General features: G+C 43.4%; 19 protein-coding genes, 1 pseudogene and 1 other annotated feature (1 of these 21 only partly in view). Of the genes and pseudogenes, 17 read left to right on the top strand and 3 right to left on the bottom strand.

The window, feature by feature from the left end:
* The 9 genes and pseudogenes from UB32_RS20070 to yajC all read left to right on the top strand — a co-directional run.
* Positions 1–459: pseudogene (locus tag UB32_RS20070) on the top strand (hypothetical protein); the annotation flags it as partial.
* The gene (locus UB32_RS15540; RefSeq protein ID WP_198528209.1) at positions 401–1426 is read left to right on the top strand and encodes a phosphotransferase; all 1026 of its coding nucleotides are present in this window, start codon (positions 401–403) and stop codon (positions 1424–1426) included. The pseudogene UB32_RS20070 and the gene UB32_RS15540, both read left to right, overlap by 59 nt.
* Positions 1427–1514: 88 nt before the next feature.
* Positions 1515–2063, top strand: coding sequence for an intercompartmental signaling factor BofC (locus UB32_RS15535; RefSeq protein ID WP_052807066.1), 549 nt, complete (start codon positions 1515–1517; stop codon positions 2061–2063).
* 146 nt (positions 2064–2209) lie between these two features.
* Positions 2210–2818, top strand: coding sequence for a Holliday junction branch migration protein RuvA (ruvA, locus tag UB32_RS15530; protein WP_044395317.1), 609 nt, complete (start codon positions 2210–2212; stop codon positions 2816–2818).
* A 59-nt stretch (positions 2819–2877) separates the two neighbouring features.
* The gene (gene ruvB / locus UB32_RS15525; protein WP_044395315.1) at positions 2878–3879 is read left to right on the top strand and encodes a Holliday junction branch migration DNA helicase RuvB; all 1002 of its coding nucleotides are present in this window, start codon (positions 2878–2880) and stop codon (positions 3877–3879) included.
* On the top strand, positions 3876–4082 hold the full coding sequence (locus UB32_RS15520; RefSeq protein ID WP_044395313.1) for a DUF2905 domain-containing protein: 207 nt from the start codon (positions 3876–3878) through the stop codon (positions 4080–4082). Before ruvB ends, UB32_RS15520 begins: the two co-directional genes overlap by 4 nt.
* A 40-nt stretch (positions 4083–4122) precedes the next feature.
* Complete coding sequence (queA, locus tag UB32_RS15515; RefSeq protein WP_044395310.1) at positions 4123–5151, top strand: tRNA preQ1(34) S-adenosylmethionine ribosyltransferase-isomerase QueA; 1029 nt, start codon at positions 4123–4125, stop codon at positions 5149–5151.
* Between the two features lie 43 nt (positions 5152–5194).
* Entirely contained in the window at positions 5195–6334 is a 1140-nt protein-coding gene (tgt, locus tag UB32_RS15510) for a tRNA guanosine(34) transglycosylase Tgt (protein WP_044395308.1), read from the top strand.
* Between the two features lie 74 nt (positions 6335–6408).
* Positions 6409–6681, top strand: coding sequence for a preprotein translocase subunit YajC (yajC, locus tag UB32_RS15505; RefSeq protein WP_044395306.1), 273 nt, complete (start codon positions 6409–6411; stop codon positions 6679–6681).
* A gap of 61 nt (positions 6682–6742) precedes the next feature.
* Here yajC and UB32_RS15500 read toward each other — a convergent pair whose 3' ends face one another.
* Positions 6743–7129: a TIGR04086 family membrane protein gene (locus UB32_RS15500; protein WP_044395304.1), complete on the bottom strand. Its 387-nt coding sequence runs from the start codon at positions 7127–7129 to the stop codon at positions 6743–6745.
* A 60-nt stretch (positions 7130–7189) separates the two neighbouring features.
* A complete protein-coding gene (gene spoVB, locus UB32_RS15495) occupies positions 7190–8764 on the bottom strand; it encodes a stage V sporulation protein B (protein WP_044395301.1) in 1575 nt (524 codons plus the stop codon).
* Between the two features lie 124 nt (positions 8765–8888).
* On the opposite strand from spoVB, the gene UB32_RS15490 reads away from it, so the two are divergent.
* From UB32_RS15490 to dtd, 7 genes are all read left to right on the top strand, one after another.
* On the top strand, positions 8889–9185 hold the full coding sequence (locus tag UB32_RS15490) for a post-transcriptional regulator (protein WP_044395298.1): 297 nt from the start codon (positions 8889–8891) through the stop codon (positions 9183–9185).
* A gap of 162 nt (positions 9186–9347) precedes the next feature.
* Positions 9348–11618 carry a protein translocase subunit SecDF gene (gene secDF / locus UB32_RS15485; protein WP_044395296.1) on the top strand — a complete coding sequence of 757 codons (2271 nt, stop codon included), beginning with the start codon at positions 9348–9350 and terminating at the stop codon, positions 11616–11618.
* Between the two features lie 96 nt (positions 11619–11714).
* A complete protein-coding gene (locus tag UB32_RS15480) occupies positions 11715–12032 on the top strand; it encodes a LapA family protein (protein ID WP_044395294.1) in 318 nt (105 codons plus the stop codon).
* A 144-nt stretch (positions 12033–12176) separates the two neighbouring features.
* Positions 12177–14546 carry a single-stranded-DNA-specific exonuclease RecJ gene (recJ, locus tag UB32_RS15475; protein WP_044395292.1) on the top strand — a complete coding sequence of 790 codons (2370 nt, stop codon included), beginning with the start codon at positions 12177–12179 and terminating at the stop codon, positions 14544–14546.
* Complete coding sequence (locus tag UB32_RS15470; protein WP_044395286.1) at positions 14537–15049, top strand: adenine phosphoribosyltransferase; 513 nt, start codon at positions 14537–14539, stop codon at positions 15047–15049. The genes recJ and UB32_RS15470 overlap by 10 nt, the downstream gene beginning before the upstream one ends.
* A gap of 355 nt (positions 15050–15404) precedes the next feature.
* Positions 15405–17597 (top strand): RelA/SpoT family protein, encoded by a 2193-nt coding sequence (locus tag UB32_RS15465; protein WP_044395284.1) that lies wholly within the window; start codon positions 15405–15407, stop codon positions 17595–17597.
* 57 nt (positions 17598–17654) lie between these two features.
* Complete coding sequence (dtd, locus tag UB32_RS15460; RefSeq protein WP_044395282.1) at positions 17655–18095, top strand: D-aminoacyl-tRNA deacylase; 441 nt, start codon at positions 17655–17657, stop codon at positions 18093–18095.
* Positions 18096–18141: 46 nt separating this feature from the next.
* Here dtd and UB32_RS15455 read toward each other — a convergent pair whose 3' ends face one another.
* Entirely contained in the window at positions 18142–19899 is a 1758-nt protein-coding gene (locus UB32_RS15455; RefSeq protein WP_044395280.1) for an SH3 domain-containing protein, read from the bottom strand.
* 176 nt (positions 19900–20075) lie between these two features.
* Between UB32_RS15455 and UB32_RS20215 the strand changes: the two genes are divergently transcribed.
* Positions 20076–20252: a hypothetical protein gene (locus UB32_RS20215; RefSeq protein WP_044395278.1), complete on the top strand. Its 177-nt coding sequence runs from the start codon at positions 20076–20078 to the stop codon at positions 20250–20252.
* 61 nt (positions 20253–20313) lie between these two features.
* Positions 20314–20374 (top strand) — a binding site (T-box leader) (it continues 177 nt past the right edge of the window).

Below are 20374 nucleotides of genomic sequence, written 5' to 3'. Positions count from 1 at the left end.
ATGGAAAACCAAATGCCGAATAACTGGGGAATGATGCCAGGGAACATGCCAATGATGCCGCAGGTTGGCGGAATGATGCAGAATCCTATGATGCCTAAGCAAGCAGTTCAAGGTGCAATGGGTGATTGTGGCTGTGACAGCACAATGGCTAGCCCTTATGGCATGTATGAACCTGGAATGCACCCTCATCAAATGATGCCTTATGGCTATCAGGGTGGACCTGGAATGCACCCTCATCAAATGATGCCTTATGGCTATCCGGGTGGACCTGGAATGCATCCTCATCAAATGATGCCTTATGGCTATCCAGGCGGACCTGGAATGCATATGCAGCCGCATTTCGGCAACCAAATGGGCATGGGGCCTGGTTTCATGGATCCATATGGAGCAGGTGCGATGGGTGGAGAATACGGAATGCCATTGCCAAGGTCTAATGACGAAGAGAGCAATGAATATTAACATCAGGAGAGGAGGAGACGATTATTTTTTAAATCGTCTCTTCTCTTATTTAAACAGCGAGTTGGACGGAACTATTCATAGCATCAAACCATTGAGAGGAAATGTCTATCTTGTCGACACCCAAGATTCCCGATTCATTTTAAAAGGATATCAAGAATTAAGAAAATTAAAGATTCAGGAGGCATTTACTTCCTCTTTGAGACATGCCGGCTTTGACTCTTCCTATAAATTTTTAAGGATGAAATCAATTCTTCCATTTCAGGGTTTATATTATGGCTGTATTGAATACTTGAAACAACAGGAAAAGCGATTTGACTATGGGACACAATCAGAAAGAGACGAAGGAGTCGCGCTTCTTAGTAAATTCCATGATCATTCTGGATTGCTAGTGCCATCCTTTACAGGAATGCTTCCAAAAGCAGATTTGGCGAGAAAATGGCAGCACCGAAAGGATGAATTCACTAAAAATTTGCCAGTTGTCCATTTTTATGTGAATAGCGCTGTCACCAACGAAATCCTTGGTTGGGCGGAGGTTTCTTTAAGCCGTTTTTCCGCTTTAAAAACAGAGCTTGAACAGGAGCAGCCAACGATCCTTCATGGCGATGTTGCGCATCATAATTTTCTTCGAGCAAAAGGGGGAAAGCTTTATTTAATTGATTTTGATTTGATCAGCATAGGACCAAGAGCGTATGATATGCTTCAGTACGCCAACCGAATTCTGCCTTATCTGGATTGGAATTTCGACTCCTTGAAAAAAATTTTTTATTTTAAAAAATGGCTTCGTTACGAATCGTTTTTATACGGTCTATTGTATCCAGCAGATATCTTAAGAGAATGGAACCGGCTAGTAAGAGAACAAAATCCTATTCCCCCAATCAGACTTTCCCCATTGGTTGACATGACGATCAACCAGTTCCAACAAAGGAAAAAATTTTTAGCTGACGTTCAATCAGAACTAGCAAAATAAATTAGCGATTTCAGCAACGGATAATTAAGATCTGATTGGCTATACTAGTAGTGAAAAAGAATTTGTCAAATAAGAGAGGTGGACGGCAGTGGCTTCAATCATTTATATCAAAGCGTTCAGCACAGCTGTATTGCTCCTTATCAGTCTATCGGGAGCTGATCCAGTACTTTCCTCAGGGCAGGTTCATGCTGAGAAGCCTGGTGAAGCAGTCCATGAAAACAATGAACCTCTTAAGGTGACAATCATTTTACAGAGAGTGTATCTTGATGGTGAAATCAGTGAAGAAAAAGTCGTTGAGACGATTTGGTCGTTAGAAGACTTTTGGACAAAATATGAAAAATGGCAGCTTGTTGATATGGAAGCAAAGAAGGCAGTGTTTAGGCAGGAAGTTGATGATATTTCCCCACTTTTAAAGGCAAATGGATATTTTGGACTGTCAGATGATGGGATATTGACAATTTTTAACGGAAGGCCGAATGGCTCGAAAATCATTCAATCTTTCTTTCAAATCGATCTAGGCAAACTCGAGAGCATCAAGCGAGATGAATTGAAAAAGGGAATCCCGATCCGTAGCAAACAATGCTATGAAGAGGTATTAGAAACTTTTAAACCATATACGGTGAATGACATACAATAAAGAGCCGGGAGGACTGGCTCTTATTTGCATTTTAGTGGTTTTTTTAAAAGAAAATGATCATATGTTCGCCTATTTGCATATTTTAGTTCATTCCTTTAAATGGAGTGTGGTAAAATGAGTTACAGCAAAGCAGAGGAGCGAGCGTATTGTATGAATTTATGAAAGGCACTGTCGATTTTGTCGGTCCTGAATATATAGTGATTGAAAATATGGGGATTGGTTATCAAATTTTCACGCCAAATCCCTTTGTATTCACCAAAGAAGCAGGAAAAGAAATTCAAATTTATACTTACCATTATGTCCGTGAAGATCTTATTTCTCTTTATGGGTTCAAGACGAGAGAGGAAAAGGCACTCTTCACCAGGCTATTGAACGTATCAGGAATTGGTCCAAAGGGGGCGCTGGCCATCCTTGCTTCAGGAGAGCCCGGCCAGGTAGTCCAAGCGGTTGAAAAGGAGGATGAAGACTTCCTTATCAAATTTCCTGGAGTAGGAAAGAAGACTGCAAGACAAATGATCCTTGATTTAAAAGGAAAACTGCATGATCTTGTGCCAGATTCTTTCCCTACTCTATTTAATGCCGAAGAGGTGGCTGCGGCTATTTCCGAGTCTCATGAATTAGAGGAAGCATTGCTTGCATTAAAGGCACTTGGTTATTCAGAAAAGGAAATCCGCAGAATTTCTCCGGAATTAAGAGCGGAACAATTGACGACAGACCAATATATCAAGAAAGCACTGCAAAAACTGTTAAAATAAATTAGGCGACAATCAATTAGCAGTTTTGATTATCCAGCATAAAAGTAGGTGAGAAACGGATGGAAGAACGTATCATCTCCAGTGGAGCGGGCGAGCAGGATCTTTCATTTGAGCAAAGCCTGCGACCCCAGACATTGAGACAATATATTGGCCAGGATAAAGTAAAAGCCAATCTTGCAGTGTTTATTGAAGCAGCCAAACTCAGGCGGGAATCGCTTGACCACGTTCTGCTCTATGGGCCGCCCGGCTTGGGAAAGACGACACTGGCAGCGATCATCGCTAATGAAATGGGTGTCAATCTAAGGACAACTTCAGGTCCGGCCATTGAAAGGCCTGGTGATGTAGCGGCTATTTTAACGGCTTTGGAACCTGGCGATGTTTTGTTCATTGATGAGATTCACAGGCTGCCAAGGACGATTGAAGAAGTACTCTATCCAGCAATGGAGGATTTTTGCCTTGATATTGTCATTGGAAAAGGACCGAGTGCCCGTTCTGTCCGGCTTGATCTGCCTCCGTTCACGCTTGTTGGTGCGACGACCCGTGCAGGCTCCCTTTCTGCCCCATTAAGAGACAGGTTTGGAGTTTTGAGTCGTTTGGAGTACTATAATGAGTCACAGCTAACTGATATTGTCGTCAGGACTGCGGAACTTTTGGAAACAGAGATAGATTGGCTTGCGGCACAGGAACTTGCGAGAAGGTCGCGTGGAACACCAAGGATCGCTAATCGTCTATTAAAACGTGTACGTGATTTTGCCCAGGTTCGGGGCAATGGTGCGGTAGAGGAAACAATTGCCAGGGAAGCATTGGAGCTTATGCAAGTCGACCGTTTGGGCCTGGATCATATCGATCATAAATTGCTCAAAGGGATTATTGAAAAATATCGGGGCGGTCCTGTTGGCATAGAGACGATCTCTGCAACGATTGGGGAAGAATCACAAACAATTGAAGATGTGTATGAGCCATATCTATTGCAGATCGGGTTTTTGCAGAGGACTCCTAGGGGAAGAATGGTTACGGAGGCAGTATACCGGCATTTTGAGATGGAGGTGCCAGAACGATGACAGGAGCAGCGAAATTCGTTATGATCGCCGGAGCAGCCATCTTCATCATTGGCTTTGTTATGCAATTTGTCCATATAGGAAGACTGCCAGGGGATATTGTCATTAAAAAAGGAAATACCACGTTTTATTTTCCGATTGTGACATCCATCCTCGCAAGCATCATCTTATCAGCGATCTTTTATTTTATCGGCAGGTTTAGATGAGAATGTAAGGCCAAATTAAGAAATTAGTAAGGGTGACAACATGAAAGTAGATCTGTTTGATTTTCATTTGCCGGAGGAACTGATTGCCCAGACACCGCTGGAACAAAGAGCGGAAAGCAGGTTAATGGTCTTGAATAAAGAATCGGGCAGCGTGGAACATGATATTTTCAAGAATATAAAAAACTACCTCCATCCAGGCGATTGCCTCGTACTGAACGATACAAAGGTTCTTCCTGCCAGGCTTTTTGGTATAAAAGCGGACACAGGAGCCAAAATTGAAGTACTGCTCCTAAAACAACTTGAAGGTGATGAGTGGGAAACGCTTGTCAAGCCGGCAAAGCGAGTGAAGAAAGGCACAAAAATTGTTTTTGGGGATGGCCTTTTGACAGCAGTATGCACCGGGGAAGAGGACCATGGCGGCAGAGATCTGAAGTTTTCATATGAAGGGATATTCTATGAAGTTCTTGAACAGCTGGGCGAGATGCCGCTCCCTCCTTATATAAAGGAACAGCTTGAGGATAAGGACAGGTACCAGACTGTGTTTGCCAGAGAAAGAGGTTCTGCAGCAGCCCCAACTGCGGGCTTGCATTTTACAGAGGAACTGCTGGAAGAAATCAAGGAAACCGGAATCCATATCGCCTTTATTACTCTTCATGTCGGTCTGGGAACGTTCAGGCCTGTCAGCGTCGATTCTATTGAAGAACACGATATGCATTCAGAATTTTATCAAGTCACAGAAGGTACTGCATTGCTTTTGAATAAGGTCCGCGAGCAGGGTGGACGAATCATCACAGTGGGAACGACGTCGACGCGGACACTGGAAACGATCGCGACAGCAAATGAAGGTACATTTGTTGCGGAAAATGGTTGGACAAATATTTTCATCTACCCGGGGTATGAATTCAAGGCAATCGACGGGATGATCACGAACTTCCACTTGCCAAAGTCGACACTGATTATGCTGGTAAGTGCTTTGGCTGGACGAGAAAATGTCCTGAATGCGTATGATAAAGCAGTAAAGGAAAAATATCGCTTTTTCAGTTTTGGAGATGCGATGCTGATTCTTTAGAAAAGAAACGATGAATGATGAACTTTTGGAAGGAGCTTAAACATTGTCAGCAATCCGTTACGAATTAATTAAAACCTGTAAGCAGACAGGGGCGAGGCTTGGCCGTGTGCATACACCGCACGGTTCTTTTGAAACCCCTGTCTTCATGCCCGTTGGAACACTGGCGACAGTCAAAACAATGTCACCAGAGGAATTGGTCCAGATGGGGGCTGGAATTATTTTGAGCAACACCTATCATCTTTGGCTGAGGCCGGGTCATGATATCATCGAAGAAGCTGGCGGCCTGCATAAATTTATGAACTGGGATCGAGCAATTCTCACCGATTCAGGGGGATTTCAAGTTTTCTCCTTAAGCGATCTCAGAAAAATCGAAGAAGAGGGCGTCCATTTCCGCAATCATTTGAATGGAGACAAATTGTTTCTTTCTCCGGAAAAAGCGATTCAAATCCAAAACGCTCTTGGCTCGGATATCATGATGGCGTTTGACGAGTGCCCGCCATATCCAGCTGAATATGATTATTTGAAAAAATCGGTCGAAAGAACTTCGCGCTGGGCTGAACGCTGTCTGACTGCCCATCAGCGTCCACAGGATCAAGGACTATTCGGAATTGTCCAAGGCGGTGAAAATGAAGAACTGAGAAAGCAGAGTGCAACGGACCTAGTCTCCTTGGACTTCCCTGGCTATGCAATTGGCGGCCTATCAGTCGGTGAACCGAAGGAAGTCATGAACAGGGTGCTTGAATTCACCACTCCTTGGTTGCCGACCGACAAGCCCCGCTATCTAATGGGGGTTGGCTCACCAGATTCCTTGATTGATGGTGCAATTCGTGGAATCGATATGTTTGATTGCGTGTTGCCAACGCGTATCGCCCGCAACGGCACGCTGATGACAAGCGAGGGAAGACTGGTTGTGAAGAACGCCAAGTTCGCGCGCGATTTTGGCCCATTGGATCCGAACTGTGACTGCTATACTTGCAAAAATTACAGCAGAGCATACATCCGTCACTTGATTAAAACAGATGAAACATTCGGAATTAGACTTACGTCTTATCATAATCTTCATTTTCTGATAAACTTAATGGAGCAGGTCAGACAGGCGATCCGCGAAGACCGTCTGGGGGATTTTAGAGATGAGTTTTTTGAGCAATATGGTTTCAATAAACCAAATGCCAAAAACTTCTAAATAAACTGCTTTTAATAAGGTGTTTTTGGCTTCATAAGCTTTAGCATCCTTAAACAGGAAAGGAGGGGAAAGATATGAGTGGATTACTTACTACAGTATTTCCGTTATTGCTGATGTTTGTATTATTTTATTTCCTGTTGATCCGCCCGCAGCAAAAGCGGCAAAAAGCGGTTCAGCAAATGCAGAGTGACCTGAAAAAAGGGGATAAGGTCGTGACGATCGGCGGTATGCATGGAATCGTTGATGCAATTGAAGAAGGTACTGTTGTTATCAAATGTGGCGACGGAAGCCGTCTTACATATGATCGTGCGGCTATTCGCGACGTCAAAGAAACTGCAAGTGTATAAACGAAAATTACACAGCACTGACAAGTATTATGAAAAAAGAAGCGGGCTTGCCCGCTTCTTTTTATGCTTTTGAAGTACCGCCGACAATATTGACTCCGAGTATTCCGCCCATCATCGCTGTGAGAATGTAACAAATATGATAGATGACTTGTTCTAACGAAAAAAGACTGTCATAACCGAGATACTGAAACAGGAAAATAATCACGGTATAAAGGAGGCCTGTTCCCCCACCGATGATCCAGCCTTTTTCTTTGCCGTTCCCGCCAGTGACAAATCCGCCGATAAAGATGGATAAAAACGAAATGGAGGTCATCACGTAGTGTAGCGATGATTCCTGGACTGAAGTGAATTGTAACAGCAGTGAAAATAGAAAACTACTCACGATTGCCAGTAGAAAAATGGCAATCACTCCGTACAGGACGGCCCTGCCTAAACTTTTCGATTCCATTAACCCCTCTCCTCTCTAGTCTGATTCACTGCAACAGGGAAAACCCTAGTCCAAGCATATTCAGGAAAATGGAAATTTAGAATCAGATGTAAACAAAGATTTAGCAACTGATTGCAGTTTGATAAGCTCACTTTTCCTGATTAAACCAAGAACAACAGAAAGCGATAAATACAGAGTGGTCGCTGCCCCTGCATTGATGAAAATATTTATCGCAAGTCCCAGACGGGGATCCTGCCAATCCCAAAGTAGATAGCCAAACGAGCCTGAAACAAGGATGATGGCAAAAAGCTTTAGATAATCTTTTACGTAAAACGTGAAGGAAACGGCCTTAAGCATCGTTGCAAAATGGAGAAGTGTGATCAGGACGATTCCCATGACCATTCCAAGGGCGACCCCATTGATGCCGAATGCAGGCTGACTTGCCAACAGGAAGATCACTGCCGTTTTCGCAAGATTTCCAATCAGGCTGTTTATCATCGCAGCCCTTGCTAAATCAAGAGCCTGAAGTGCTGCCTGGAGCGGACCCTGAAAATAGTAGAACAGGAAGAATGGTGCCATCAGCTTGATGAAGGCTGAACCATTTGCTGTCCCGTACATCAAGGTCATTAAAGGTTCGGCCAATACGTATAAAACGACGATAGCGAGCCCGCCAGTTAACAGAGAAAATCGCAATGATTGCTGCAAGAGGTGTTCAATCACCTTCATGTTCTTGCGGGAATTCGCTTCACTGATTGCCGGGACTAAAGAGGTAGACAGAGAATAAGTAATGAAGGATGGCAATAGCAACAATGGCATTGCAAAGCCCGTTAAAGCACCATATTGTTTGGTTGCCGCGACAGCCGCCACACCTGCAATTGCAAGACTGTGGGCAACGACGATCGGTTCAAAAAACCAGGAAACAGATCCAATTAACCTTGACCCTGTTGTAGGCAGGGCAATCTTCATTAAGTCATGGAAGGTGGATTGTCCATTTTGGACATACTGGAAAAAGTTTTTCCGCAATCTGAATTTTTTTCGAAGTTTAAAAGTGGTCATTAAGTAAATCAAGGAAACGAGCTCCCCGATCACGGAAGCGATCATCGCGCCTGCAGCTGCATACTCTATTCCATAAGGGATGAATGTTTTGGTCAAAACCGCTATCAATGTGATTCTGACAAGTTGTTCAATCACCTGAGAAATCGCAGAAGGTCTCATGTTCTGTCTGCCTTGGAAGTAGCCGCGCAGAACGGAAGAAATTGCTACTACCGGGACAATGGGAGCGATTGCCAGAAGCGGCCACTGGGTTCTTGGGTCTGTGAATAATGTTTCTGACAGGTATGGGGCTAGGAAAATTAGGGCAGGTGTAAATAAAATCGACAATGAGATCGTCGTGGCGAGTGAAACGACAAGTATCTTTTTGATTTTCGGGAAATCGCCTCTTGCTTCAGCCTCCGCAACATTTTTTGAAATTGCGACCGGGAGGCCCAACTGGGTGATGGTCACCACTAAAACCAGAGTTGGAAAGGCCATCATATAGAGACCAACACCCTCCTCACCAATGAAACGGGCAATGACAATCCGATTTATAAAACCGAGAACCCTTGTTACGAGCCCGGCTGCCAGCAAAATAAAAGTTCCTTTTAAAAATTTAGACATTCCGCTCCCTGCCTTCTCAAATGTGCATATTTCCTATACAATTAACTATATGCAGGAAAGTGGACAAAGCATGACAAGGTTAAAATTTTAAAAGGCTTGAAAATTTGGAATAGGAGGCCTTGCGATGGAACAAACCCATCAGTATGGACGATATTACAAGCAAGTGAAGCCAGCTTTAGAAAGCAAAATCGAGGAGTTCAAACTATTCGGATATGAACAAGTGAAAGGACCGGAACTATGGCTTTACCTAACAAAGAAAAAGTGGAAAAAACCAAAGGCTGACATCCAACTATATGAAATCGTTGCCGACATTCTGTCCGCAAAAATCGGCGATGTGATGAATTTCACCACTGTCGAAGCGTTCAAACTTGGCGATTTGGCATTGGATAATGAAGAAGAGATGAACAAATTGCTGAAGTAACGGAGGAGGAACGAACAAAAGAACTTCGCTGAATGAGAATCTGAAAAGCTTCATTGACAGTTTTTTTAAACTGATACATAATTAGAATGCTGTAAATTGATTGTTTTTTAATAGTACGGTGAACTGTCTGGCACAGGAAAGAATAAGGAGGATTTTTACATAATGGGAAAACGCAGCCGCATCTTGGCCTTCTTTTTACTGATTATTTTCATTGGTAGCGCCATGGGTGCAACAACTCAGAATATATTGAAGAATATAAACCTTGGCCTCGATTTGCAGGGTGGTTTTGAAGTGCTCTATGAAGTGACGCCGCTTAATGGAAAAGAAGGGCAAAAAGTCGACAAGGAAACCTTAAAAAGTACTGCGGACGCACTGGAACGAAGGATTAACGTTCTTGGTGTAAGCGAACCGAACATTCAAATAGAAGGCGAAGATCGGATTCGAGTACAGCTAGCTGGGGTAAAGGATCAAAATAAGGCACGAGAAATCCTTTCTACAGAAGCGAATCTTACTTTCCGCGACGTGAACGACCGCGTCATGATGGATGGCGGTGATCTGGAGGAAAATGGGGCGAAGCAAAGCTTTGACTCACAAAACAAACCAAGCATCTCAATCACGTTAAAAGATGGAGATCAATTCGGGAAAGTCACAAAAGAAATCCGTGATATGGCACCTGATAATCAACTGATCATCTGGCTGGACTTTGAAGAAGGCAAGGATTCCTACAAAGAAGAAAGAATGAAACCAAACCCTAAATTTCTTTCTAATCCTAATGTAGATCAAATCCTGAATCAAAAGAATGTGGAAATCACCGGTACCTTTACAATTGAGGAGGCACAACAGCTTGCGTCCCTCCTTAACGCGGGTTCCCTGCCGGTTCATCTGACAGAAACTTATTCCACATCCGTTGGCGCCAAATTCGGTGAACAAGCATTAAATCAAACCATTTTAGCTGGCATCGTTGGCGTTGCAGCAATATTCCTTTTCATGCTGTTTTACTACCGTTTGCCTGGCATGGTGGCAATTGTTACCTTATCGATTTACATTTATCTAATCTTATTGATATTTGATTGGATGAATGGTGTATTGACACTACCAGGTATTGCAGCTTTGATCCTCGGAGTGGGGATGGCAGTAGACGCCAATATTATCACGTATGAACGCATTAAAGAAGAAATAAAAGTAGGCAGAAAAATCAAGGCAGCATTCGAAGCGGGAAGCAAGGGCTCATTATCGACCATTTTGGATGCGAACTTGACTACACTACTGGCCGCAATTGTCCTGTTTGCATATGGGACAAGCTCAGTAAAAGGCTTTGCAACCATGTTGATCCTTAGCATTCTTGCGAGCTTCATTACGGCCGTTTATGCTACTCGACTATTTCTAGGACTATTAGTCAACAGTGGTTTGTTTAACAATAAACTATGGCTGTTTGGTGTAAAGAAAGAAGAAGTTCATCAACTTTCCGAAGGTTTGGATCCGATTGATCTTAAAACAAAATTTGATCGATTCGATTTTGTGAAACATCGCAAAAAGTATTTTACTGCATCGGCGATTTTAATCGGGATTGGGATCGTTGTCGTGATTGCCTTCCGGTTGAACTTGGGTATTGACTTTGCCAGCGGAACAAGAGTTGAAATTCTATCTGACAGCAGGCTGACTACTGAACAGGTAAAGACAGGGCTTGCTAAGGCAAATATCGTGACGGACGATATCGTAATCTCAGGAGATAATGGGGAAATTGGAGTAGCAAGATTTAAAGATGTTTTAAACAAAGAGGAAATTTCCAACCTCAAATCGCAGTTGAGAGAAGAATTCGGATCAGAACCAAATATCGGTACAGTTTCGCCTACCATTGGAAAAGAGCTGGCTAAAAATGCAATGATTGCATTGGTCATTGCTGCAATCGGAATCATTATTTATGTAACGGTCAGATTTGAAGCAAAAATGGCGATCGCGGCAATTTTAGCCTTGCTGCACGATGCATTCTTTGTTATTGCTGTTTTTAGTATTACAAGACTAGAAGTGGATATAACGTTCATTGCAGCGATTCTTACCATCGTCGGTTATTCGATAAATGATACCATCGTTACATTCGACCGCATGCGTGAAAATATGGAGAAAAAGAAACGCTTGAGAACATCTGAAGAAATTAAAGATATTGTGAATTCTTCGCTGCGTCAAACGCTTGGCCGTTCAGTCAACACGGTTCTCACTGTTGTAATTACTGTAATAGCTCTCCTGATTTTTGGGAGTAACTCAATATGGAATTTCTCGTTTGCGTTATTAATCGGGCTGATCTCCGGTACCTATTCATCCGTTTTCCTTGCTGCTCAGCTATGGTATGGATGGAAGAACAAAGAACTTAAGAAGAAGGGCACCATTAAGACTTATAAGGAAAAGAAAGTCTATTCAGATGAGCCACAAGTGTAAGGATGAACAAAAATTCTCGGCTTTTTTCCAGATGGTTGGCCGGATAGATTGAACAGTTCGCGAGAAGATTACAGAAAATAAAAGGGAGGGAAATACATGAAGTTTCAATGGACGTTGCTGCTAGGGCTTGCTTTTGCATTAATAGTTGCCGTTTTTGCTGTCATCAATGTCGACTCGGTAACGGTGAATTATTTATTTGGCCAAGCAAAGTGGCCGCTGATTCTCATCATTCTTGGTTCAGTATTGATGGGTGGAATCATTGTTGGTTCAGTAGGCTTGTTCAGAATGTTTGTCCTTCAACGTGAGGTAAAGACTTTGAAAAAGCAAAACAGGTCATTAGAGGAACAGTTAGCTCAAAAGGAATCAACTCCGCTGGAACAAGAACAAGAACAACAAATTCAAGATATTCATTGATATCTCGCAAAATGGCAGCCTGAAAAAGGCTGCCATTTTTGTATTTGGTGTTTCCTTTTGCGAAATTAAAAAGTCGATTATCCTTGATTGTCATTGAAACCATGCCCATGCTTTTGTATAATGAAAAGGCTAAGAGGTGAACGTATGTTAAAACCAAAATCAAGGTGGATCATCAAGGAATCGGACCGCATCAAAATAGAGTCCCTTGCAAAAGACCTGAAGATAACGAATTTGACTGCTACATTGCTAGTCAATCGCGGATTGGATACCGTGGAAGATGCCCGGTATTTTTTATATGCACAAAAAGGCAAGTTTCATGACCCTTTTTTGTTGAACGATATGGGGAAAGCAGTTGAAAGGATCAAAAAGGCAGTAGAAACACAGGAACCGATCTGGGTATTTGGAGATTACGATGCAGATGGTGTCAGCAGTACAACAGTCATGATGAAAGCCCTACATGAAATGGGAGCGAACGTAGATTATTATATTCCGAACCGTTTTACAGAAGGGTATGGCCCGAATGAAAAGGCGTTCAGCTTGGCTGCAGAGAACGGAATCAGGCTGATTATCACAGTCGATACTGGGATTGCTGCCATTCATGAAGCAAATATTGCCAGCGATTTAGGCATCGATCTGATTATAACGGATCATCATGAACCGGGTCCGGTTTTGCCTGATGCGTTTGCTATCATTCATCCAAAACTAAAAGAAAGCAATTATCCTTTCAAAGATTTGGCTGGTGTTGGTGTAGCATTCAAGGTGGCTCACGCTTTGCTAGGAAGACTTCCTGAGCATTTGCTGGAGTTTGCTGCAATCGGGACGATTGCCGATCTAGTTCCTTTGCTAGGCGAAAACAGACTGATCGCCATAAAAGGAATAGAAAAATTAAAGACAAGCCAGACACCGGGCTTAATTGCACTGCTTAAGATCGCCAAAACGGACCGGTCATCAATTGATGAAGAAACGATTGGATTCATGATCGGGCCCCGTATTAATGCTGCTGGCCGATTAGGCAGTGCAGATCCTGCAGTGCAATTAATGATGACGTCTGAACCGGAAGAAGCAATGATGCTCGCCAAGGAAATTGATTCGATCAACAGCGAACGCCAAGCTATCGTTTCCAAAATTACGGAAGAAGCAGTTGCAGAGGTGGAGTTACACTATCCAATAAAAGATAATTCCGTTCTTGTTATTGGCAAGGCAGGCTGGAACGCCGGTGTTATTGGAATTGTAGCTTCAAAACTCGTAGAAAAGTATTATCGGCCAACGATTGTGCTCAGTTTTGATGAGGAAAAAGGGCTCGCAAAGGGGTCTGCCCGAAGTATTGCCGGCTTTGACCTTTTTGCAAACCTATCAACCTGCCGGGATATCCTTCCTCATTTTGGCGGGCACCCTATGGCTGCTGGGATGACACTGGAACTTAAGGATGTAGAGGAATTAAGGTCCCGACTGAATGCACGGGCAAAAATGCAGTTGAAGGAAGAAGATTTCACTCCGATTGTCCATGTGGATGCCAATTTGCCTGTCCAAGAGATTACGATTGAAACGATTAAGGAACTTGGCCTTCTTTCCCCATACGGTGTCAGCAATCCAAAACCGAAGGTGCTGATTGAGGGGGCGAATATTTCGACCATCAGGAAAATAGGGGCTGACCAATCCCATCTCAAACTGGCGCTCGAAGAGGATGGCAGTCTTATTGAGGGCATCGGCTTCGGTTTAGGCTATTTGCATGATCATATTTCGCCGAGCTCTAAGCTCTCGGTCATTGGCGAATTATCCATCAACGAATGGAACAATATCAAAAAGCCGCAGATTTTCCTAAAGGATTTGGCCGTCCGATCCTGGCAGCTATTTGATAGGAGAAACTCAAGAAATATCGAAAAGCTCCCAGCCATGATTCCAGACGACCAGCCTGTTCACTGGATCTATTTTCATGCTGAATTGGCCAATACGTTTTCGCCAATCATCGGAGATTCACTGCAGCTTGTAACGAGCAACGAACAGGCGGAGCAGATGGAGTTAAACGATTCATTCGTCGTCCTTTTGGACTTGCCTCCTAACAAAGATATTCTCAAAAGGCTATTTATGAAAAAGAGTCCCGGAAGAATCTATGTTTATTTTCATAAAGAAAACGGTGAATTCTTTACGACATTGCCGACGAGGGATCACTTCAAATGGTTTTACAGTTTTCTTGCCAAAAAAGGCCCTTTCGATCTAAAACGATATGGCACTGAATTAGCCAAGTATCGGGGATGGACAAAAGAGACTGTAGAATATATGTCACAGGTGTTTTTTGAACTAGATTTTGTTAAAATAAACAATGGGTTTATTTCACTAAAAGAAAATGTCCCGAAAAGGGATCTTACTGAATCCATAACATATCAGCACAAGGTGCAAGCATTCACTCTTGAAAACGAATTGCTATATTCATCATATGAGCAATTGAAAAATTGGCTAGACCAATTCGTTCAAGAGTCGGTGAAAAATGAGGAGGCAATTATTCGATGGATTTAAAACAATTCGTAACAATCGTTCCCGATTGGCCAAAGCCTGGCATTAACTTTAAGGACATCACCACTTTAATGGACAACGGCGATGCCTATAGATATGCAACAGACCAAATTGTGGCCTATGCCCGAGATAAACAAATTGACCTGGTAGTTGGTCCGGAAGCCCGCGGTTTTATTATCGGCTGCCCAGTTGCCTATGCACATGGGGTAGGCTTTGCGCCAGTAAGGAAGGATGGGAAGCTTCCGCGCGAGACCATCAAAGTCAATTATGGACTAGAGTATGGCAGCGATGTGTTAACGATTCACAGAGATGCTATCAAGCCAGGACAAAGGGTCTTGATTACCGACGACCTACTCGCCACTGGAGGAACAATTGAAGCAACGATCAAGCTAGTGGAAGAACTAGGCGGAATCGTAGCTGGCATCGCATTCCTGATTGAACTTACTTATTTGGACGGCCGCAAAAAGCTTGAAGGCTATGATGTACTCACACTAATGGAATTTTAATCACACGGGCGCTTCCTTGCGGGGTGCCTTTTCTTTTTTCGGAGGTGTCAGCGAAGCCCAGGAACGAAAATTAACACAAGCCGTTTAAAAAAGGGAAATGGGAACGGTTCCCTCTATCCTAATAGCTATCCTAATAGCGGAAATGGACGATCTTTCGACAATTTTTTTAATTTTTGCTGTAAATTATCTCCCTTTCTCTTTACATCTTTGCTTTTTTCTTTGATAATAGTAACAATCCTTATAAGAATAGTTATTGTATTTAAAAGGATTTCTTGTACATGTCATTTTTTCTCTGTGCCCGCTGGTAATCTTCAAAGCGGGTTAAAATATATAGAAATTTAAATTAGGTGATCCTATGGCGAATGACCAGGTAATGACAGCTGAACAAGTCATTGACTGTACAAAATTATATTTAAATGATCGACATGTTGAATTGGTTAGGAAGGCATATGAGTTCGCCAAAAAGGCTCATCACGATCAATTCAGGAAGTCGGGAGAACCGTATATAATCCATCCGATTCAAGTAGCGGGCATCCTTGCTGACCTTGAGATGGATCCAGCAACGGTGGCTGCCGGTTTTCTTCACGATGTCGTCGAAGACACGGATGTGACGCTTGATGATTTAAAAGTGGCCTTCAACGACGAAGTGGCGATGCTTGTAGATGGGGTCACGAAGCTGGGGAAAATTAAGTACAAGTCACATGAGGAACAGCAGGCAGAAAATCACCGGAAAATGTTTGTGGCAATGGCACAGGATATTCGTGTCATTTTGATCAAGCTTGCAGACCGTCTTCATAATATGAGAACTTTGAAGCATTTGCCAAGTGAAAAGCAGCGCAGAATTTCCAATGAAACGCTGGAAATTTTTGCCCCGCTCGCTCACAGGCTCGGTATTTCGAAGATCAAATGGGAGCTTGAAGATACGGCCTTGCGCTATTTGAATCCGCAGCAATACTACCGAATCGTTAATTTGATGAAAAAGAAGCGGGCAGAACGCGAACAGTATCTGGAGGAAGTCATCGTAGAAGTGAAGCAAAGGCTGAAAGAAGTTTCCATCAAGGCTGAAATTTCGGGTAGGCCAAAGCATATTTACAGCATCTATCGCAAAATGGTGCTGCAAAACAAGCAGTTCAATGAAATCTACGACCTCCTGGCAGTAAGGATTGTAGTCAACAGCATTAAGGACTGTTACGCGATTCTGGGAATTATCCATACTTGTTGGAAACCAATGCCTGGACGGTTCAAGGATTATATTGCGATGCCCAAGCCGAATATGTACCAGTCGCTGCACACTACCGTCATTGGTCCTAAAGGGGATCCGCTCGAAGTCCAGATCCGGACAGATGAAATGCACCGAATCGCTGAATTCGGCGTCGCTGCACACTGGGCTTACAAAGAAGGCAAACCTGCTGATAGCTCTAATTTTGAAACGAAGCTATCCTGGTTCAGGGAAATTCTTGAATTTCAAAATGATACGGCGAATGCCGAAGAGTTTATGGAGTCTCTTAAAATAGACTTATTCTCAGATATGGTATTTATTTTCACCCCGAAAGGCGATGTCATTGAATTGCCTGCGGGTTCCGTCCCAATCGATTTCGCCTACCGGATTCATTCCGAAATCGGCAACAAGACGATTGGTGCAAAAGTGAATGGCAAAATGGTCACGCTTGATTACCAGCTGAAGACAGGGGATATCATTGAAATTCTTACGTCTAAACATTCTTACGGACCAAGCAAGGACTGGCTAAAGCTAGCGCAAACCTCTCAGGCTAAAAACAAAATTCGCCAATTTTTCAAAAAGCAGCAGAAAGATGAAAATGTCGAAAAAGGCAGGGAGCTTTTAGAAAAAGAAATCCGCAATCTGGATTTTGAAGTCAAAGAAATCCTAACTTCTGAGAACCTTAAAAAGGTATCAGAGAAATTCAATTTTAGCAATGAAGAGGATTTATTCGCCTCGATTGGCTATAACGGCATCACCGCGCTCCAGGTAGCGAACAGGCTGACGGAAAAGCTTCGCAAGCAGCGTGACCTTGAGCAAGAAAAGGATATTTCGAATGCCGTTTCCGAGCTTAAATCGTTCACGCCTGCAAAGAAACGGGAATCAGGAGTGCGGGTATCTGGCATCGACAATCTGCTGATCCGGCTTTCGCGTTGCTGTAATCCAGTACCTGGGGATGATATTGTAGGTTTCATCACAAAAGGCAGGGGTGTATCTGTTCACCGTTCCGACTGCACTAACATCCACACAGAGGATGCTCAAGCCAGACTGATCCCAGTTGAATGGGAAACAGCGCTTAATGACCGGAAGGAATACAATGTCGATATTGAGATCAGCGGTTACGACCGCAGAGGCTTGCTGAACGAAGTACTGCATGCCGTCAATGAAACGAAGACGAATATTACTGCCGTTTCCGGTAAATCAGATAAAAATAAAATGGCTACGATTAATATGTCGATCGCCATCCTGAATGTCAGCCATCTGCAAAAAGTTGTCGACCGGATCAAACAAATACCCGATATTTACGCGGTTAGAAGGGTTATGAGTTAATTTTGCTGCTTAATCGGAATAAGGGACCAAGGATAGTAGTGTGCAAGGAGAATGATCATGCGGTTAGTAATTCAGAGAAGCAAAGAAGCCAAAGTGACAGTTGATGGAAAAGTGACTGGCTCGATTGATAATGGATTGGTCATCCTAGTGGGCATTACCCATCAGGATACGCAAAAAGATGCTGCGTTCCTTGCCGAGAAGGCAGCGAATTTACGAATATTTGAAGAGGAAACCGGCAAGATGAATCTTTCCCTGCTTGATGTCGGCGGAGAGGTTCTTTCTGTTTCTCAGTTTACGCTTTATGGAGATTGTCGCAAAGGCCGCCGTCCGAACTTCATGGATGCCGCAAAACCTGACCATGCACAAGCAATTTATGAAGCATTCAACCGATTGCTTGCTGAAAAAGGCTTGAAGGTGGAAACGGGTGTTTTTGGCGCCATGATGGACGTGCAATTGACCAATGATGGTCCGGTTACTTTGATTCTCGATAGCAAGTGAATCCGCGTTAAAAGCAGAGATCCCAAAGCGGAATCCCTGCTTTTTTTTACTTATTTTTAAAATAGCGAGCTAGCCCTTCGAATATACCATTGGTAACGGCTTCCTGGTATTGCTGGGTGTTTACGAGCATCTCTTCCGCTGGATTGCTAAGATAGCCTAATTCAAGCAGTACGGCTGCCTGGCTGTTTTCCCTGATGACATGATAGTCGCCAACGCGAGTCCCGCGGTTTTTCAGCATCGTTTTGCTTACCACCGAGGAGTGGATTTGTTCACCAAGGGGTTTTTGCTTTCCGTGATAGTAGTAAGTGGTCATCCCTCTGACGGTTCTGTCATTGATGCTGTCATAGTGAAGGCTGATAAAAGCATCTGCGTTATGATAGTGGGACGTGCTGACTCTGGATCCTAGTGAGATGTATTGGTCATTATTTCTAGTTAGGATTACGTTGGTTCCAGCAGCTCGGAGCTTCTCGTATAGAAGCTGTGCTGTTTTCAAGGTGAGTGTTTTCTCCAAAGATCCTCTTAAACCAGTTGTCCCATTGTCACGGCCGCCATGCCCGGGATCAATGACAACCGTTTTATTCTTAGTATGCTTTTCTGCACCAGGCTTTTCTATTTTAGGTGCATTGCCCTGTACGGAGACGATCCACCCTGCGACAAAGCCGGTTTGTCCATTTGCAAGAGTGATTTTATACCAATCGTTTTCGACACTTACTATTTGGAAGCTGTCTCCTTGATCGGCGCGGAGAACTACTGGTGTTTCTGTGCTTGGGCCTTTACGGATGTTTGTCCCATTATGAAGCATCGAAACTGTGCTATTTGTTATTGGTTTACTGGACACCACTGAAGATCCATCTTTCTTGATATCAAAAAACCAGCTGGCAGCCCAACCTGCTTTCCCAGGCTGATATTCAATTTTGAGCCATTCGTTTTTTTCCTCAAGAATCTTAAAGGTTTGCCCTTTGGAAATCGAACTGATCACAGAGCCATTCAGTGAATTTTGGTTACGGACATTCAGGTTGGATGCAGTTACCGTACCCGTGAATTGATCTGCAGGAGCAGGGGATCCACTGCCTGAAGAAGGTGTTCCGCTGATCTTCAAGTAATCAGCGCTTACCCATGCCTTTTTCCCGCCATAAGTAATCTCAGCCCAGCCATTGGACTGAGAGTGGACGGGAACGACTGCTCCACTGTTTAATTGGCCAACTTTGCTGGCGTTTAACGATGGTTTCTCCCTTACATTCAGGGAGGTGGCGGTGACCGTCCCGTTTGATTCAGCAGGTTTTTTTGATTGTGTCGTCGGTTCCTTCTTTTTTGAGTCTATGTACTCGATGGAAACCCAGCCTTGTAAAGCGGAAGTTCGAACTTCGGCCCAATCGCCTTTTGAATGGAGGATTTCGATCGTCTGACCATTAGCAAAGTAGCCTATCACCTCATAATTGGTTCCAGGTCCTTTCCTTACCCGCAGGCCATCAACGGTAACGCTTCCCAAATTGGCAGCTGGATCTTGCGAAACAATGGGCTTAACAGCTTCCCTTGAAGTGAACCATTGTGCCACCCAGCCGTATTGGCTGTCGCTAAGGCGAAGGTAGAGCCAATCGCCGTCCTCCTTGATGATTGGGAATTTTTCACCTTTTTTCACGGACCCTGTAACAGAATAACTCAGTCCAGGACCACTCCTGACATTAAGACTTGTAGCAGTGATCGATACACTGCCATTATCTGCTTGGACCGTTTCCAAGCCAGACAGGTTCCCAAAAAAAAGCATAAGGCAAAGGATGACAGGAACCATTTTGTTTCTGGGCATGATCTCCCTCCCTCTATTTAAAAGTGTTCTAAAAATATAGTACCGGAATTTACCGGTAAAATCACGAAGACTTTTTTCTTTTATCGGAATTAATAGAGAATCAATAAGTGAAAAGCAGTTAAAATGATCGAAGGGTGGGAAGAATAATAGGCAAGAAACGATTGGAAGGTGAGATCATGCGGTTCAGTGATAAAGGAATTTCTGCAACGACCGGTGAAAATCAGTTATTTGGAGTGGATTTCCACGATTTTACCCAAAAAGAACAAAACTCTCATGTCGTGGAATTGGCTTCAGAATTCGGACTTTCTCTCCGTGACGTGAGGAAACTAAAAAAACAGCTGGAGCGATCTTGAATTGTGCTTGACATTGCTAATTGGACTCCGTATTATAATATAAATAAAATGTCATACGGAAAACATACCGTTGAAGGGGAATTAGTAGCCGGGATACAGATGGAAAGAGAGGAAATGCCTTG

The organism is Mesobacillus subterraneus (assembly GCF_000934845.1).
In the GTDB taxonomy this organism is placed as follows: Bacteria; Bacillota; Bacilli; order Bacillales; family Cytobacillaceae; genus Mesobacillus; species Mesobacillus stamsii.
Note: the sequence above shows the minus strand (reverse complement) of the source record. Positions and strands in the feature narration are given on the sequence as shown.